Below are 14,527 nucleotides of genomic sequence, written 5' to 3' on the forward strand. Positions count from 1 at the left end.
GTAGCGTTAGATGCACAATAGTGCATCTTTTCGAGCGCGTCCAGCCCTTAACCAGGCTCACATGCATTTTGTTTCATGGCGCCTCAGGACCGCCCGGTCGCCCCGAGTGCGATCCAGTCCGCCTTGGAGAGCTGGGGACGGCCGAGCTTGGCTTGCAACAGCGCGACTAGGGCCGGGACAGGGAAGGTCTCCACGAAGCCGTCGCCGGCCGCAGCCGCCTTGCGGGAATTCAGCGTGCGCAGTTCGCCGAGCGCGTCCCCGAACAGCCGCGCGGCCGAGCGCGCGCGCTGCATCCGCAGCCGCAAATTGGCGTTGGCGATGTGGATGCAGGCGCGCAACAGAACGCGCTCGCGGCCGCCTTGGGGCGCGGCGGCCCATACCGCCTCCAGCACTTCCTGTGCTTCCCAGAAATAGCCGCGGTCGTTGAGTGCAAGCCCGTAGCGCAGCGCCGGATGGCGCGCCGGCACGTAGCCGCGGAAGGCCGATGGCACCATCGCCTTGGCCAGACCAAGCGTCTCGAAATCGGCATCCACCGCACCGGTCTCGCCCGGGACATAGGCCCATTGCGGCCACGGCAACGGGCGGGTCGCATGTGAAGGCACATTCATCGATGTGCCTCCGCATGGTCATGCCGCGCGTCCCTGGAGTCCCTGATCGTCGCGCAGGGCCGCTTTTGCAAATTGCTCAATCGCGTCAAGCGTCGCCCCCGGCGCTTCACGATGCGGGGAATGTCCCGCGTCTGAAATGACTTTAATATCTACCGGACAGTAACACTCTTCCTGCGCGATTTCGACCTGCCGCAATGTCCCATATTGGTCGTTTTCGCCTTGCAGGATCAGGACGGGAACGCGGATATAGGCAAGGTATTCCGAGATGTCCCAATCGCGGAACTCCGGATCGAGCCAGGCGCCGTTCCAGCCATAGAAGGCGTTGTCGACGTCCTTGTGCCAGCGCGCGAGCTTGGCCTTGAGGTCCGTGGTCTCGTAAGCAGTCTTGATCGCGGCGATGGACGCGACCGAGATGTCCTCGACGATGAAATGCGGCGCAATCAGCACGAGGCCGCTCAGGCGATGATCCTGGTGCGCGCCGGCATAGATCGTCGCGATCGAGGCGCCGTCGGAATGGCCGAGCAGCAGGCCGCACCTGAAGCCGATCGCATCGAGCAGCTTCGGCAGCACGTCCAGCGCCTCGCGCTGCATGTAATCCAGCGGTCGCGGCAACGTCACCTTGCTCGATTGGCCGTAGCCCGCACGCGAATAAGCGAAGATGCCGGCACCGGTGGCTTGCTGGAGCTTTTCCAGAAAGTCGCCCCACTGTCCGACCGAGCCGAGGCCTTCGTGGAGCATGACGATGGTGGGGGCGTCCGCAGAGGCCGGCGCCAGCCATTTGTATTCGAGGCTGGCGTTGCCGATGCTGAGGAAGCCGGTGGGGGTGAGGTTGGTCATGGTGTCACTCTTCTTCCGTCGTATCCAACGTGGGACGCAGTCACGCGCCACTCGCTCAGTGGTTCCCCTCCCCCTTGCGGGGGAGGGAGCGCAACGGAGTTTGCGGTGACCGCTCTCGGCACAGCATGTGCAATCTCAATTCGCGCCCTCACGCAATTTGAACCGCTGGATCTTCCCCGTCGCCGTTTTCGGCAGCGAGTCCACCACGTCGATCCAGCGCGGATATTTCCATGGGCCGATCTTCTGCTTGACGTGCTCCTTGAGCATGTCCTGCAGATCCGTCGTCGTCGCGCCAGGACGCAGCACGACGAAGGCCTTCGGCTTCAGCAATCCTTCCGGATCGGCCTCGGGCACGACGGCGGCTTCCAGCACGGCGGGATGGGTGATCAGCGCGCTTTCGACTTCGAACGGCGAGACCCAGATGCCGGAGACCTTGAACATGTCATCGGCGCGGCCGCAGAAGGTGTAGCGGCCCTCGCCGTCGCGGACATATTTGTCGCCGGTGCGGGTCCACGGCCCCTCGAAGGTGCGGCGGCTTTTGTGGCGCTGGTTCCAGTAGCCCTCGCCGGCCGACGGCGCATCGACCAGCAGCTCGCCGACCTCGCCGTCGGCGACGTCCTGGCCGGCCTCGTTGACGAGCCGCACCGCATAGCCCGGCACCGGCTTGCCTGATGAGCCGTATTTGATGTCCCCCGGCGCGTTCGACAGGAAGATGTGCAACAGCTCGGTGGAGCCGACGCCGTCGAGAATGTCGACGCCGAAACGCGCCTTCCAGCTGTTGCCGACGGATTCCGGCAGTGCCTCGCCGGCCGAGGTGCAGATGCGCAAGGCCTTGCCGCCGCGCTCGGCCTTCATCGTCTCGTCGTTGAGCATCGCCGCGAACAGCGTCGGCACGCCATAGAAGATCGAGGGGTTGTAGCGGTTCATCAGGTCGAACATGCGCGCCGGCGTCGGCCGCTCGCTGTTGAGGATCACGCTGGCGCCGACCGACATCGGGAAGGTCAGCGCGTTGCCGAGACCATAGGCGAAGAACAGCTTTGCGGCGGACAGACACACATCGCTCTCGCGGATGCCCAGCACCTGCTTGGCGTAGGTGTCCGCAGTCGCCTGCAAATTGGAATGGATATGGCGCACGCCCTTGGGCATGCCTGTCGACCCCGACGAGTAGAGCCAGAACGCGGGCTCGTCCGGATGCGTCACGGCGGTGGTGAATTGGTCGCTCTCGCCGGAGATCTCCTCAGCGAGCTGCTTGTGGCCGTTCTGCTTGGCGCCGGAGACCACGACATGCTCGAGATCGGGCATGCGGCCGACCACGTCCTTGATGACGGGATAGAGTGCTTCGGAGACGAACAGCACGCGCGCGCGGCAATCGGCGAGGATGTAGGCGTATTGATCCGCGGTCAGCAGCGTGTTGAGCGGCACCGGCACGATGCCGGCGCGGATCGCGCCCAGGAACACGATCGGGAAATCGACCGTATCGAGCATGATCATCGCCACGCGCTCCTCGCGGCGAACGCCGAGCCGGCGCAGCATGTTCGCCGCGCGGCGGGTCTGGCGCTGAAGCTCGCCATAGGTGAGCTGCGAAACGGTGTCGTCGAAGGCCAGCTTGTTGCCACGGCCCTCCTCGACGTTACGGTCGAGCAGCCAGGTCACCGCGTTATAGGATCCCTCGCTCACGGACGTCCCCCTCGAATTTAGAATTATAATTCATAGAAAGACACTGCGGCGGCTTGCTGTCAATGCCAGCAGGCATTATGTTTCATTAAAACGCGCCGCAGGACCTCCTTCAAGAAGACATCCCCTCAAAGAAGGCTCATGACCGACAGTCCCGACGCCGAATCCCGATTCCTCGAACAGCTCGGCCAACGCGTGCGCACCATGCGCGCGTTGCGCGGCATGTCGCGCAAGGTGCTCGCCAAGGTATCAGGAATCTCGGAGCGCTACATCGCGCAGCTCGAGAGCGGCAAGGGCAATGTCTCGATCGTGCTGCTCCGCCGCGTCTCCGACGCCATGGGCGCTCATCTCGAAGACTTGCTTCCCTCCGCCGAACCGACACCGGACTGGCAGATGTTTCGCGATCTGTTGCGCAAGGCAACGCCGGCGCAGATCGCGCAAGCAAAAGATCTGCTCGCGGGCGGCAGTGCAACCGCGCCGCGGCGCGCGCCGTTCTGCGGCATCGCGCTGATCGGCCTGCGCGGCGCCGGCAAATCGACGCTTGGCCGAATGCTGGCGAAGAAGATCGGCTGGAGCTTCGTCGAGCTCAACAAGGAGGTCGAGCAGCAGAACGGGCTCTCCGTCGCCGAGATCATCGCGCTCTACGGCCAGGAAGGCTTTCGCCGCATGGAGCAGGCGGCGCTGCAGCAGCTGCTCGCGCGCAACGAGCTGATGGTGCTGGCGACCGGCGGCGGCATCGTCTCGGAGCCCCTGACCTTCGACCAGATCCTGACCTCGTTCTACACCATCTGGCTGAAGGCCGAGCCGGAAGAGCACATGGCCCGCGTCCGCCGCCAGGGCGATTTGCGGCCGATGGCCGACGACCGCTCCGCGATGGCCGAGCTGCGCAACATCCTGCTCAGCCGCGAGCCGCTCTATTCGCGTGCGACGGCGGTGGTGGATACCGCGGGGCTCAGCGTCGATGCGGCCGCCGCGCGGTTGATCGATGCAGTGCGGCCGGTGCTGCAGAACGAAGCCCGCAGCTTCGGTCTGCGCAGCGTGGCGCTGTAGCGATGACCTCCACCGACGTCACCACCTCCATGTTCGAGCGGATCGGCGGGAGCAGCACGATCGACGCCCTCGTGGATCGCTTCTACGACCGCATGGATACGCTGCCGGAGGCGAAGCTCATCCGCGCCATGCATGCGGACGACCTCGGCCTGATCCGAGACGTGCTGAAGCGCTATCTCACCGAGTGGACCGGCGGTCCGCGGCTCTATACGCCCGAGAAGGGTCATCCGCGGCTGCGCCAGCGGCACATCGGCTTCGCCATCGGCGATGCCGAGCGCGATGCGTGGATGCTCTGCATGCGCGGCGCGATGGAGGAAACGGTGACAGATGCCGCCACGCGGCGGGAGCTCGACAAGGCGTTGTCAGGCCTCGCCGACTGGATGCGCAACCGGCAGTGAGATGGCTGCAGCGCCCCGGTGCCATTCGAAGGCGCGATGCACTCCATCCCGTCATTTGAGTTCCGCGGCGATCGCCTGCTAAGCTCTGGATATGACCGACATCCTTCCCGACACGATCCGCCGCCTCTACACCGATCCCGGCGAGTACATCGACAGCGATCATCCGGCCGTGCAGCAATTCGCCAACGCCTCCGTAGGTGCGGATGCGAGCCCACGCGAAAAGGCGAGCGTGCTCTACAAGGCGGTGCGCGACGGCATCCGCTATAATCCCTACGTCAGCATGCGCGTCGCGGAAACGTTTCGCGCCTCGAGCGTGCTCGCCGCAGGACAAGGCTATTGCGTCGGCAAGGCCGCGCTCTATGCCGCCGCCTGCCGCGTCCATGGCATCCCCGCCCGGGTCGGCTTTGCCGACGTGAAGAACCATCTCACCACCGAGAAGCTGCGCGCGAGCATGGGCACCGATATCTTCACCTGGCACGGCTTTACGGAGGTGCACGTGGATGGTGCCTGGCGCAAGGCGACTCCGACCTTCAACGACACGCTCTGCGCCAAGGTCGGCGTGGCCCCGCTCGATTTCGACGGCCACACCGACGCGCTGCTGCATCCATTCGACGGCGAGGGCCGCGCCTATATGCAATATGTCAACGACCGCGGCACCTATCATGACGTGCCGGCGAAATTCCTGATGCGCGAGATGGCGCGGGATTACGTCAACATGCAGGGCGAGGACCTGTCGGGCCGCGACATGGAGCGCGAGGCTGCGGAGCGATAGAGCACGATGGGCGCGCCTCCCGATGTCGTCCGTCGACCGGCCTCGCCGCTCCTCGCGCAGCTGGTGTCCAGCATCTCGTTCTATCGCGAGCGTGGCCTCGGCCTCGTTGCCTTCCGGCACGCCGCGCCGCTTGCGCTGCCTCTGCTGGTGAATTTGGGAACGCCGTTCCGCATTGCGCTCGGTCACCACCCCGACAGCGCCGACGCGCGGCCGAGTTTCGCGGCGGGTCTCTTTCCCGGCCCCGTCATGATCGAATCCGATGGGCGCGCCGAATGCGTTCAGGTCGATTTCACGCCGCTCGGGGCTTATCGCTTCTTCGGAGGAGCCGTGCCCGATCTGACCGCGCGCATGGTCGGCCTTGACGATATCCTTGGACAGGACGGCGAGAATCTCCGCGCCAGGGTGGCTGAAGCGGCGGGCTGGCAGCGACGCTTCGAGATCGTTGAAGACTTCGTGCTTCGGCGCGCCGTGCACGAGCCTTCGCCTGCGGTCGCGTTTGCCCTGGAGACGCTCTGGCGCGGCGCAGGGGCCGTCAGGATCGCCGACATCGCCGCCGATATCGGCTGGAGCCGCAAGCATCTCACGCGTCGCTTCCACAACGAGATCGGCGTTCCGCCAAAGACGCTGGCCCAGATGCTGCGCTTTCATCGCGCTTGCGTTCTGGCCCGAAGGGACGGCACAGGCGGCTGGGCGGCAATTGCCGCGGAGGCCGGCTATGCCGACCAGGCACATCTTGCCCGCGATTTCCGGGTATTGAGCGGCGAGACGCCGACCGGATGGGCCGCGCGGCTCGACGTCGTCGATCCACGTCTGATGCGAGACGGCGGGGGCTAGCGCCAGGGCGGCGCGCGACAGGGCCAGGTCCCATTTGTTCAAGCCGGCCACCATGATCCGAACTAGGATCGGCTTCGCAACGGGGCTTGCACCGAATCTGGAGAGTATCATGAACCAGCCGAACGGCTACGAAGCGCCGCGCCTCTACCACACCATGCGCTGCAAGGATGCGGAGGCGATGATCGCCTGGCTGACGAACGTTCTCGGCTTCACCGAACGCGTAGTGTATCGCAAGGACGACACTGTCGTTCACGCCGAGCTGGCATTCGGATCGTCGATCCTCATGCTGGGCGCGCATCGCGACGACGCCTACGCCAAGCAGGTCGGCGACATCGGCGGACGGCGGACGGATGCCGTCTATCTCGCCGTCGATGATCCCGACGCGCTCTACACGAAGGTGAAAGCCGCCGGTGCGCAGATCGAGATGGAACCCTACACGACCGATTATGGCAGCCGGGATTTTGCCGCACGCGATCCGGAGGGCGGCCTCTGGAGCTTTGGCACCTATTGGCCCAAGGCCGACGAGCAGCCGCTGCCGGGTTAGCGGGACTGCAGCTACAGAAGTTGCGACCGCAACGACGCCGCCCCTTCTTGCAGCAGCGGCAGGAAACGATCGATAAATTCATGTTCCGGCACGCGGTCGACATGGGCGCCCATGTTGATCGCGGCGATGATGACGCCGTCATAGCGGCGGACGGGAACGGAGATCGAGCGGAAATGCGGCTCGGCTTCGCGGTCGACCAGCGAATAACCCTGCACGCGGTCGGCCGTGATGCGCGCGAGCAGTGCTTTCGGGTCCGTCACCGTCTGCGGCGTGAGCGGCTCGCGCTTCATGGCCTTCAGGCGTGCGGCAAGCTCGGCATCGTCGAGCTGAGCGAGCATGGCGCGGCCGACCGAAGTGCAGAAGGCCGGCAGGCGATAGCCGATTTCGAGGCCGCCTGAGAACATCCGCGCCGGACTGCTGCGTGCGACGAACACGACGTCGTTGCCGTCGAGCACGGCGAGCGAAGAGATTTCGTTGGCCGCCGTCGCGACGCGATCAAGCACCGGCTGAAGCACCGCGACGAGCTGATTGGAGCGCAGATAGGACGCTGCCAGCGTCAATACATGCGGCGTCAGCGAGAACAGCTTTCCATCACCGGAGACGTAGCCGCCGCGCTGCAGCGTAAACAGCATGCGCCGGGCCGTCGCGCGCGGCAGATCGGCGGCACGAGCGAGATCGCTCAGCGTCATCTGGCCTGCCGTGGTGCCGAAGCATTGCAGCAGGCGGAGGCCACGATCGAGGCTCTCGACGAAATCCGTCGCGCGCTCCTCGCTCTCGTTCCGCTTCAGCTTGGGCATAGGGAGGGACAATCCTGCAAAATAGTGCTTGCTGACAATTCAAGTCATGTCATAATTCGCCCATTCGTTCAATAGGCGAACAATCGCCACTCCATAAGGATGCTACTGCCATGATGAGCCAGGAGCAGAACGACTTGATCACCCGCACCGGACCGAAAGACCCTTGCGGCAAGCTGATGCGGAGCTACTGGCAGCCGGCGGCGCTGGTGGATGAGCTGGAGGGCGCGCGGCCGATCCGTCCCGTCAAACTGCTCGGCGAGAATTTGGTGCTGTTCCGCGACGAGACCGGTCGCTACGGCCTGATCGACCGCCACTGCGCGCATCGCGGCGCCGACCTTGCCTTCGGGCGGTTGGAGCATGGCGGATTGCGCTGCGCCTTTCATGGCTGGCTGTTCGACGCGACCGGCCAGTGCATCGAGACGCCGGCCGAGCCGAAGGATTCGAAGCTCTGCCAGAACATCCGCCAGCGCTCCTATCCCGTGGTCGAGAAGAGCGGCATCCTCTGGGCTTATCTTGGCGAGGGCGCCCCGCCTGCATTCCCGGAGATCGACTGTTTCGTCGCCCCCGATACTCACACCTTCGCGTTCAAGGGCCACATGGCCTGCAACTGGCTGCAGGCTCTCGAAGTCGGTATCGATCCCGCGCACGCCTCCTATTTGCACCGCTTCTTCGAGGACGAGGACACCTCCACCGCCTACGGCAAGCAGTTTCGCGGCGCCTCGGCCGGCTCCGATCTGCCGATGACGAAAATCCTGCGCGAATACGACCGCCCAATCATCAATGTCGAGCACACTGAATATGGCCTGCGGCTGATTGCGCTGCGCGAGATCGACGAAGAGCGCACCCATGTGCGCGTCACCAACCAGCTCTTCCCCCACGGCTTCGTCATTCCCATGAGCACGGAGATGACGATCACGCAGTGGCACGTGCCTCTCGACGACGAGAACTGCTATTGGTACGCGATTTTCACCAGCTATTCGAACCCGGTCGACAAGAAGAAGATGCGCGACCAGCGGCTCGAGCTCTATGAGCTGCCCGACTACAAGTCGCGCAAGAACCGGGCTAACGATTACGGCTTCGATCCGCACGAGCAGCAGACCGCGACCTATACCGGCATGGGCACCGACATCAACGTCCACGATCAATGGGCGGTGGAATCGATGGGTGCGATCCAGGACCGCACCAAGGAGCATCTCGGCTCGAGCGACAAGGCGATCGTGCAGTACCGCCGATTGTTGCGGCAGGAGATCGAGAGGGTCTCGGGCGGCGAGAAGCCAATGCTCCATCTCGACGAGAGCAACGCTCGTTCGATCCAGGGACCGGCGACCATGGACGGCATCGGCCCGACGCGGGGCTGGGAAACCTACTGGATGGAGGTCGACGTCAAGCGCCGCCGCGGCGCGCCCTGGACCGCGCCGGTGCCGAAGGAGATCGCCGACAACGTGCACAAGCTGACGGCGGCGGAATAAGAGTGACGGCCCAACCTCGTCATTGCGAGCGCAGCGAAGCAATCCAGTCTTTCACCGCGTATGCATTTCTGGATTGCTTCGCTGCGCTCGCAATGACGGAGAATGTGGCAGGCGTCTTGCACATCGAGCATCGGTGACTGAGGAGCAACAAAAGTGACTTTCGTCGTGCGTCATGCGCTGTGGTCGGATGAGCAGAAGGACGCGGCGGCGCGCATGCGGCGCATCGTCGAGGAGAAAAATCTCGAGGTCCTCCGCCTCGCCTTCCCCGACCAGCACGGCATCTTGCGCGGCAAGACCATCATCGCCTCGGAGGCAATCGCCGCGCTGGAAAGCGGCTGCTCCATCACCACCACCATGCTCGCCAAGGACACCTCGCACCGCACGGTATTTCCGGTGTTCACGTCAGGCGGCGGCTTCGGCATGAAGGAGATGGAGGGCGCGGCCGACGTGCTGATGGTCGCCGATCCCACCACGTTTCGCGTCTTGCCCTGGGCGCCGGCCACCGGCTGGGTGCTGTGCGATCTCTATTTCAGTGACGGCCGTCCGGTGCCGTTCGCGACGCGCTCGCTCTATCGCAAGGTGCTCGACGAGCTCGCCGGCCGCGGCCACGACTTCGTCGCCGGCCTCGAGGTCGAGTTCCACATCTTTAGGCTCGACGACCCGCATATGCGGCCTGAGGATGCCGGCCAGCCCGGAACACCGCCGTCGGTGAGCCTGCTCAGCCACGGCTATCAATACCTCACCGAGCAGCGCTTCGATCAGATGGAGCCGGTGCTGGAGATCTTGCGTCGTGACATCGTCGCGCTCGGCCTGCCCTTGCGCTCGGTCGAGGTCGAGTTCGGACCGAGCCAGTGCGAATTCACCTTCGCACCGAGGAAGGGCCTGGAGCCCGCCGACAACATGGTGCTGTTCCGCTCCGCCGTGAAGCAGATCGCGCGCCGCCACGGCTATCACGCCACCTTCATGTGCCGGCCGAAGCTACCGAATGTGTTCGCCAGCGGCTGGCACCTGCATCAGTCCATCGTATCTCGTGCTACGGCTGAAAATCAGTTCATGGCGAAGGACGGCGGCGAGCCGCTCAGCGCGTTCGGCCGCGCATATCTCGCCGGCCTGCTCGACCACGCCCGCGCCTCCACCGTGTTCACGACGCCGACCATCAACGGCTACAAGCGCTACCGCTCCTATTCGCTGGCACCGGACCGCGCGATCTGGGGCCGCGATAATCGCGGCGTGATGATCCGCGTGCTCGGATCGGCCGGCGATGCCGCCACGCGCCTGGAAAACCGCATCGGCGAGCCCGCCGCCAATCCCTATCTCTACATGGCCTCGCAGATCCTCTCGGGCCTCGACGGCGTCGACCGCAAGCTCGATCCCGGCCCATCCGCCGACACGCCCTACGAGACCAAGGCGCCCCTGCTGCCGAAGAGCTTGCGCGATGCGGTCAGCGCGCTGAAGGACGACCCGTTCTTCCGCGAGAAGTTCGGACCTGAATTCGTCGACTACTACACCCACATCAAGAACGCCGAGATCGACCGCTTCCTGTCCGAGGTGACCGACTGGGAGCACCGCGAATATTTCGAGGTGTTTTGAGGGGTAAACATCTCACGCGGGCGTGAGGTGACTTCGTCCGGACTGTTCCGACGACATCACTCCGCTTGTCAACGAAGCCGTTTTCCCTGCACCTCGAAAACCGCTTGAAAGATGCGTGGTCTAGTTTGGCACCCATGATCAACAGTGGAGTTCGATCATGTTGGGTCAATTGTTCAGTCTGATCTATCGCCTGTCCTGCCGGGCCACCCTCATCGAAATCGGCACACATCGGCTGGCGCGTTAGCAGCCAAGCGGAGCCGATTTAGGTAAGGCGGATTGACCGGATATTGGGGATGGCCATGCGCAAACTCATCCTGATTGCCGTTATGTCGCTGCTCGCAAGCCAGGCCTGTGCCGGTGGCTCGCGCAGCCTGAGCCTTGCGGCGAGCCCGCCGGATCAACAGGCGACCGAGCAACCGGCAGCCGCGCAGCCGGCGACCACGCAAACGGCAACGACGACGCCGGCTGCACCCGCCGCAACCGCGTCAGCCGCATCGAGCCCGGCCGCGACCAAGCCGAAGCGCCGTCAGCCGTCCACCGAAGCCCGCGTGATCCGCGAACTGCACCGCCACGGGATCTATTGGTGATCGCTCACCAGCGATAGCCGAGCGTGGCGATGACGGTCAGCGGTGCGCCTCGGTAGCAATAGCCGACCTGGCATGTCGTGTAGTGCAGATTGAACAGGTTCTTGGCGTTGACCTGGAACGAGAGCCCCTTCAGCTCCCTCGCCGCCTGACCGAAATCATATTTCAACGCCGCATCGACCAGGGTCACCGAGCTGTTCTTGAACGTGTTCAGATCGTCGCCGTAGCTCCAGGACATGTGACGCGCGCCGCCACCGATGCTCAGCCCAGCAAACGGGCCTGCCAGCGGCAGGGCATAGTTCGCCCACAGCGTCGCTGTATGGGGCGGATTGCCCGACGGAAACTTGCCGACCAGCGAGCTGTCGCCGGCCTGCCTGGTGGCCATGTCGAGATAGGTGTACGACGAGGTGATGTCGAAACCGCCGCCGAGGCTCGCGAGCCCCTGCAATTCGAAGCCGCGGCTCTGGATCTCGCCGCGCTGGACTGTCACGCCCGTTCCCGTCGTCACCAGGCCGCCGTCCTGGGTCAGGTCGAACACCGCAGCGGTGATGAAGCTCCTCGTCCCCGGCGGCTGATATTTGACGCCGATTTCGGTCTGCTTGCCGGTGGTCGGCTTGAAGAACGCGCCCGAGGGATCGACGCCGAGATTGGGAAAGAACGAGGTCGAATAGGCGACGTAGGGTGCGATTCCGGAATCGAACACGTAGGTCAGCCCGGCCCGGCCGCTATAGGCCTGTTCGGACTGCTGCTGCCGGGTCAACGCGAACAGATTCTCACCGGAGGTGCTGACCCAGTCGCTGCGGCCACTCAGCGTCAGGATCCAGCGATCGAGCCTGGCCTGGTCCTGGATGTAAACTCCGGACTGGGTTTGCCGCTGCCGCGTCGAAGACGAGATCGCGGGATCGGGAATCGATTCCGGCACGTAGGCCGGCGCGGCCAGATTGAGATCGGAGACGCCGAAGCCGAATCCCTGCTTGTCGGTGAACTTCGACGAGGTGTAGTCGGTGCCGACCAGGAGCGTGTGCTGCACGGGCCCGGTTGCCAGCCTGGCCTCCATCTGGTTGTCCATGATGGCCGATTGCAGCGTGTCGTGGACGTAGCCGGTATAGCGCGAGACGACATTGCCGACGGGCGCGCCGAGAAAGCCGACATAGCGGGTGACCGCGTCGACATCGACGTAGCGGAATTTCTGGCGAACGGTCACCGCGTTGTTGAAGGCATGCTCGAACAAATAGCCGATGCGTCCCTGTTCCTGATCGAGCGAATTGTAGGACGGGCTGCCGGTGAAGATGTCGGTGGTCGTGCCGGTTCCCGTAGAGTAGGTGAACATGGATCCCGGCGTCTTCGATTTCTGATAGGCGCCGAGAATCGTGAGGGTCGTCGACTGATCCGGTTTCCAGGTGACGGCGGGCGCGACGTAGACGCGATTGTCCTTGCCGCCGGGCACGAACACATCGGCATCGCGCACGACGCCGGTCAGCCGGTAGGAAAACTGACCGTTGGGATCGACCGGCCCTGACAGATCGAAATTGCCCTGCACGCGATCGCGGTCGCCAAACAGCGTCTGCACCTCGTGGAACGGCTGGCTGGTCGGCAGCTTGCTCTGCAGGTCGATCAATCCGCCGGGCGAGCCGAGGCCGTAGAGCGCCGAACTCGGGCCGCGCACCACCGTGATGCTGTCGGCGCCATAAGGCTCGGTCTTGAACACGCCGAGACCGGCGCCGACCAGACGTAAGCCATCGAGATAGACGCCGTTATAGGTGATGTCGAAGCCGCGGATCGCAATGGCGTCGAAGCGCGGATCGTAGCCGGAGGCATCGATGCGGACGCCCGGTTGGTAGCCGACGGCTTCCGTCAGCGTCTGCACGGCGCGATCGTTGAGCTCCTTGCGCGTCACGACCGAAATCGACTGCGGCGTCTCGAGCAGCGGCGTATTCGTCTTCGTGCCCGCCGAGCTTCCGCTTGCAACATAGCTGTTCTCGCCCGACGCATTGGCAGGGCCGCCACCTGCCTCGCGCGTATCGGGGTTTCTGGCTTGGCCTGCTGCGGCATTGCGCGGCGGCGTGGCGCGGCCACGCTGCGATTGCGCGGCGCGCTGGGCAGATTGAGGCCGCGGACGCGCCTGGTTCGGCGCCTCGACCGTGACGGGAGGCAATGTCGCCGCGCTCGATCCCGAATTGGTCCCGGAAACCTGTGCGAGCGACGGCGTCGCATGCAGCATCACGCCCAAACCGGCCGCCCCCAGGCCGGCCATGCCCCGGCCAGCCTTCAGCATTCGTTCCCAGCCGGGCATTTGCCCGTCGTTGCGCCTCATCATCTTCCCCGAGTTCCGTAGTTTGATACCCGGGAGTAATCAGATCGAGACGCTCACCGCCTTTGCGCACGCGCAAATCACCTTTGATCGCGCGTGGAGGCTTTCGAGTTTACTGACAGCTCTTCGGCGAATGGCCGAAACGCCTGCGGAAGGCCGTCGCGAAATTGGCGGGATGGGCATAGCCGACCCGATAGGCCGCTTCGGTGATGGACAAGCACTGATGAATCAAAAGGGCACGTGCGGCATCGAGCCGCTGCGCCCGCAAATAGTCGATCGCGCTTGCGCCATACGCGATCTGGAATTTCTGGTTGAAGGACCTGCGGCTCAATCCTGCGCTCCGCGCCAGCTCGTCGATGCTCCAGGGGTAGGCGAGATCGGCATCCATCCGCTCCTTGACCGATTGCAACCGCATCCGTTGGAGGTCGGCAGCCGGGTCGAGCGCGATCCGGCCGCGCTCACTGAACAAGGCGTGGACGATGATCTCGGCGGCGTGCGCCGACAGCAACAATTGGCCGGCGTTTCCCGCGACCGGCAGCGAGAACATTTCTGCCGCGACGGCCTCGATGCGCGGCGATGCCGTCGAAGAGACGACGGCCGTGCCTGCCCCGCCGTTCTTGAACAGCGCCTCAAACTCGTTGCCGAGTCCAAGCTCAAAGATGGAGGCCCGGGGAACAGCAAGACCGATGGCAGAACGATCGCCAGGGCGTGCCGCGCGCCCGACGGTGCAGTCTCCGCGCACGGCAATTGCCGTCATTTGCCTTTCACCGCTGACAGCGCGCGCCAGAATGCCACGGCCGGCACTGTCGTCGAATGCCACGGAGACGAACAGGCCCGAAGCTGCGATCGCAGGGCCGCCCGCATCGGCGCGAAACTCGCCCCTGACAAAGACGCAGCCCGGAAAATCCAGCCACTGGCCCGCTGTCGAAGCGTCGGGCTGTGCGGAACCCATGTCGTCCTGAGGCCGTCCGACAATTTGCTCGTAGAAGTCCCGCATTGAATTCCGCTTGCGCAGCGGCCTCTTTGACGGCTGACGTCGCCGCACTCAAGAGTGAAGCG

At 64.5% G+C, this 14,527-nt stretch carries 14 protein-coding genes; 8 read left to right on the top strand and 6 right to left on the bottom strand.

Going from position 1 to position 14,527, the window contains the following annotated elements; translation table 11 throughout:
• Positions 1–83: 83 nt before the first annotated feature.
• From ACFDR6_RS04115 to ACFDR6_RS04125, 3 genes are all read right to left on the bottom strand, one after another.
• A complete protein-coding gene (locus ACFDR6_RS04115; protein WP_375857486.1) occupies positions 84–608 on the bottom strand; it encodes a DUF309 domain-containing protein in 525 nt (174 codons plus the stop codon).
• Positions 609–626: 18 nt separating this feature from the next.
• Positions 627–1,445 (bottom strand): alpha/beta fold hydrolase, encoded by an 819-nt coding sequence (locus ACFDR6_RS04120; protein WP_375857487.1) that lies wholly within the window; start codon positions 1,443–1,445, stop codon positions 627–629.
• 135 nt (positions 1,446–1,580) lie between these two features.
• Positions 1,581–3,122 carry a benzoate-CoA ligase family protein gene (locus ACFDR6_RS04125; protein ID WP_375857488.1) on the bottom strand — a complete coding sequence of 514 codons (1,542 nt, stop codon included), beginning with the start codon at positions 3,120–3,122 and terminating at the stop codon, positions 1,581–1,583.
• An 84-nt stretch (positions 3,123–3,206) separates the two neighbouring features.
• Here ACFDR6_RS04125 and ACFDR6_RS04130 point away from each other — a divergent pair, with 84 nt between their 5' ends.
• The 5 genes from ACFDR6_RS04130 to ACFDR6_RS04150 all read left to right on the top strand — a co-directional run bounded on the left by ACFDR6_RS04130 (position 3,207) and on the right by ACFDR6_RS04150 (position 6,717).
• Entirely contained in the window at positions 3,207–4,169 is a 963-nt protein-coding gene (locus tag ACFDR6_RS04130) for a helix-turn-helix transcriptional regulator (protein WP_349643039.1), read from the top strand.
• A gap of 2 nt (positions 4,170–4,171) precedes the next feature.
• Positions 4,172–4,567: a group II truncated hemoglobin gene (locus tag ACFDR6_RS04135; RefSeq protein WP_375857490.1), complete on the top strand. Its 396-nt coding sequence runs from the start codon at positions 4,172–4,174 to the stop codon at positions 4,565–4,567.
• A 91-nt stretch (positions 4,568–4,658) separates the two neighbouring features.
• Entirely contained in the window at positions 4,659–5,339 is a 681-nt protein-coding gene (locus tag ACFDR6_RS04140; protein WP_212084059.1) for a transglutaminase-like domain-containing protein, read from the top strand.
• Positions 5,340–5,345: 6 nt separating this feature from the next.
• Entirely contained in the window at positions 5,346–6,173 is an 828-nt protein-coding gene (locus ACFDR6_RS04145) for a helix-turn-helix domain-containing protein (RefSeq protein ID WP_375857491.1), read from the top strand.
• Between the two features lie 109 nt (positions 6,174–6,282).
• Positions 6,283–6,717 carry a VOC family protein gene (locus ACFDR6_RS04150; protein WP_212084055.1) on the top strand — a complete coding sequence of 145 codons (435 nt, stop codon included), beginning with the start codon at positions 6,283–6,285 and terminating at the stop codon, positions 6,715–6,717.
• Between the two features lie 11 nt (positions 6,718–6,728).
• Here ACFDR6_RS04150 and ACFDR6_RS04155 read toward each other — a convergent pair whose 3' ends face one another.
• The gene (locus ACFDR6_RS04155) at positions 6,729–7,514 is read right to left on the bottom strand and encodes an IclR family transcriptional regulator domain-containing protein (RefSeq protein WP_212084053.1); all 786 of its coding nucleotides are present in this window, start codon (positions 7,512–7,514) and stop codon (positions 6,729–6,731) included.
• Positions 7,515–7,624: 110 nt separating this feature from the next.
• On the opposite strand from ACFDR6_RS04155, the gene ACFDR6_RS04160 reads away from it, so the two are divergent.
• The 3 genes from ACFDR6_RS04160 (at position 7,625) to ACFDR6_RS04170 (ending at position 11,160) form a co-directional block, all read left to right on the top strand.
• Positions 7,625–8,983, top strand: coding sequence for an aromatic ring-hydroxylating dioxygenase subunit alpha (locus ACFDR6_RS04160; RefSeq protein WP_317241479.1), 1,359 nt, complete (start codon positions 7,625–7,627; stop codon positions 8,981–8,983).
• Between the two features lie 153 nt (positions 8,984–9,136).
• Positions 9,137–10,573 (top strand): glutamine synthetase family protein, encoded by a 1,437-nt coding sequence (locus ACFDR6_RS04165; RefSeq protein WP_375857492.1) that lies wholly within the window; start codon positions 9,137–9,139, stop codon positions 10,571–10,573.
• A gap of 299 nt (positions 10,574–10,872) precedes the next feature.
• Complete coding sequence (locus tag ACFDR6_RS04170; RefSeq protein ID WP_375857494.1) at positions 10,873–11,160, top strand: hypothetical protein; 288 nt, start codon at positions 10,873–10,875, stop codon at positions 11,158–11,160.
• 4 nt (positions 11,161–11,164) lie between these two features.
• Here the strand turns inward: ACFDR6_RS04170 and ACFDR6_RS04175 are convergent, their stop codons facing one another.
• Both ACFDR6_RS04175 and ACFDR6_RS04180 read right to left on the bottom strand, forming a co-directional pair.
• The gene (locus tag ACFDR6_RS04175) at positions 11,165–13,471 is read right to left on the bottom strand and encodes a TonB-dependent siderophore receptor (RefSeq protein ID WP_375857495.1); all 2,307 of its coding nucleotides are present in this window, start codon (positions 13,469–13,471) and stop codon (positions 11,165–11,167) included.
• Between the two features lie 109 nt (positions 13,472–13,580).
• Positions 13,581–14,288, bottom strand: a complete 708-nt coding sequence (locus ACFDR6_RS04180; protein WP_375857497.1) for an AraC family transcriptional regulator — start codon at positions 14,286–14,288, stop codon at positions 13,581–13,583.
• Positions 14,289–14,527: the final 239 nt, after the last annotated feature.

It is taken from the genome of Bradyrhizobium tunisiense (assembly GCF_042263385.1).
In the GTDB taxonomy this organism is placed as follows: domain Bacteria; phylum Pseudomonadota; class Alphaproteobacteria; order Rhizobiales; family Xanthobacteraceae; genus Bradyrhizobium; species Bradyrhizobium tunisiense.

Coding starts and splice junctions, on each gene's coding strand:
- ACFDR6_RS04115 (WP_375857486.1), bottom strand. CDS start 608: ATGAATGTGCCTTCACATGCGACCCGCCCGTTGCCGTGGCCGCAATGG.
- ACFDR6_RS04120 (WP_375857487.1), bottom strand. CDS start 1,445: ATGACCAACCTCACCCCCACCGGCTTCCTCAGCATCGGCAACGCCAGC.
- ACFDR6_RS04135 (WP_375857490.1), top strand. CDS start 4,172: ATGACCTCCACCGACGTCACCACCTCCATGTTCGAGCGGATCGGCGGG.
- ACFDR6_RS04140 (WP_212084059.1), top strand. CDS start 4,659: ATGACCGACATCCTTCCCGACACGATCCGCCGCCTCTACACCGATCCC.
- ACFDR6_RS04145 (WP_375857491.1), top strand. CDS start 5,346: ATGGGCGCGCCTCCCGATGTCGTCCGTCGACCGGCCTCGCCGCTCCTC.
- ACFDR6_RS04150 (WP_212084055.1), top strand. CDS start 6,283: ATGAACCAGCCGAACGGCTACGAAGCGCCGCGCCTCTACCACACCATG.
- ACFDR6_RS04155 (WP_212084053.1), bottom strand. CDS start 7,514: ATGCCCAAGCTGAAGCGGAACGAGAGCGAGGAGCGCGCGACGGATTTC.
- ACFDR6_RS04160 (WP_317241479.1), top strand. CDS start 7,625: ATGATGAGCCAGGAGCAGAACGACTTGATCACCCGCACCGGACCGAAA.
- ACFDR6_RS04170 (WP_375857494.1), top strand. CDS start 10,873: ATGCGCAAACTCATCCTGATTGCCGTTATGTCGCTGCTCGCAAGCCAG.
- ACFDR6_RS04175 (WP_375857495.1), bottom strand. CDS start 13,471: ATGAGGCGCAACGACGGGCAAATGCCCGGCTGGGAACGAATGCTGAAG.